Source organism: Paenibacillus sinopodophylli (assembly GCF_005930355.1).
In the GTDB taxonomy this organism is placed as follows: domain Bacteria; phylum Bacillota; class Bacilli; order Paenibacillales; family Paenibacillaceae; genus Pristimantibacillus; species Pristimantibacillus sinopodophylli.
The window spans coordinates 1-1,444 of sequence record NZ_VDBO01000044.1 but is presented as its reverse complement, the minus strand read 5'-3'; the positions used below and the strand labels follow the sequence as shown (position 1 = coordinate 1,444).

Below are 1,444 nucleotides of genomic sequence, written 5' to 3'. Positions count from 1 at the left end.
AGTCCGGTGCGATCGTTGATAAGTTCAAAACGGTGAATGAACTTAAATGGCTTCGGCTTACGCGTGCCTGTGAAGTTGCTCTTTGTGCCTTGTGCCTTACTCCATTTATAGATGACAACGATATTTTTATTGTTGTTCGATGTGTCCGATGTGATGACTCCGCCAGTGGTAATGGCGTACTGCTCAGCTGTTGGTGCGGAAGCAACCCTAGTCAGCTGCGTCAACTTACCTTCTGGCGATTTCAGGTACACATCGTCACTATCAGCGATAAAGGTCCCGCTGAACTTCGATGGCGCTTTGACTGTATAACCAGCTGATGTAAGGATGGCCTCTTCATTTTCGTCAAACTTCACTTCGCCCTCTACTGTGTCCGCACCTTGTGACAACTCCGCGATTAATGGAGAGTAACGTGGAACCTCAATGGACAATGTGTCCTGCAAATCCTGTGCTGTAAGGTGAAATGGTAGTCCTGATTCTCCGCCAAACACTTTATTCCAAGCGAATTGCGGTGCGAACATAACACTGTTCACTTTTTCATCAATCCATTTCAGCGATCCGTCCATACCCCTCGTCCAAACTCTTCCTACTCCATCAAAAACTAACGGTTCAGCCATGATTAATATCCTCCTTCTGAAAAAGAAAAAGGAACCTGTAAGATTATTTTACAAGTTCCCGTAGGCGTACATCGATCTCGTTGATACGCTGATATTCTTTTGTTTGCTTAAAGTTCTCTTTCAGCTTTGCGCCTTTTCCCATAAGGCCAAGCTTTGTACCTAATTTAATCTTTTCTTCAATTAACTGCTCCCACTCGGAGAGTTTGTCTCTACTGTCATCCGTTCTTGCCGTCATGCCATCACCTCAATTCATGCGTATATAATCAACGTCATAAATGGCTTTATATCCTTTCACACCTGTAATGCCAGTTGAAAAGTCAGTATCATAAGCAAGCGTGCACCGAAATGTGTTTAGAGATGCTTGTCTAAGATTCTCATCATGAAACAATCGAAATGCTCGCTCAGCTATCAGCCGTGCATCCGCGCTGCTTGGTGCAAATATGTCTAAGCAAAACTTTCCCTCATAGACAAGGTGATTTCTGCCATAACGTCCAGGCATGATGTAAATCAGTAGCATTGGTACGCTCTCACCCGATAAGACACTCTCAGGCTCAATACCTTTGACAATCCGTTTCACAATACTCTCGACGGGTGAGGATGGCGTTAACTCGAGCAACTCCATGAATTCATCGTCCTGTATCAAGATGTTTGCAACTGCGTCGATTAGCTTTTGGCTCAATTCCTCACCTCACTTGAAAGTAATTGTGATACGGAAACTCAGTCATGATGCGTTGTAACCCGTTTAGGATACGCTGCCGGTTAGCCTGCAGCGCGATCCGCAGGAAGTAAGTAGGCGGCGTAGGGGAAAACTTCTTGTCAATATCCCCGCG

At 45.1% G+C, this 1,444-nt stretch carries 3 protein-coding genes; all 3 read right to left on the bottom strand.

Features of this window, described 5'->3' with window-relative positions; translation table 11 throughout:
• Nucleotides 1-614, bottom strand: a 614-nt coding sequence (locus FGT79_RS30570; RefSeq protein WP_138756588.1) for a hypothetical protein, incomplete at its 3' end; no start/stop codon positions are given.
• A gap of 43 nt (nucleotides 615-657) precedes the next feature.
• A complete protein-coding gene (locus FGT79_RS30565; RefSeq protein WP_138756587.1) occupies nucleotides 658-849 on the bottom strand; it encodes a hypothetical protein in 192 nt (63 codons plus the stop codon).
• A gap of 9 nt (nucleotides 850-858) precedes the next feature.
• Nucleotides 859-1,293, bottom strand: a complete 435-nt coding sequence (locus tag FGT79_RS30560) for a hypothetical protein (protein ID WP_138756586.1) — start codon at nucleotides 1,291-1,293, stop codon at nucleotides 859-861.
• Nucleotides 1,294-1,444 lie beyond the last annotated feature (151 nt).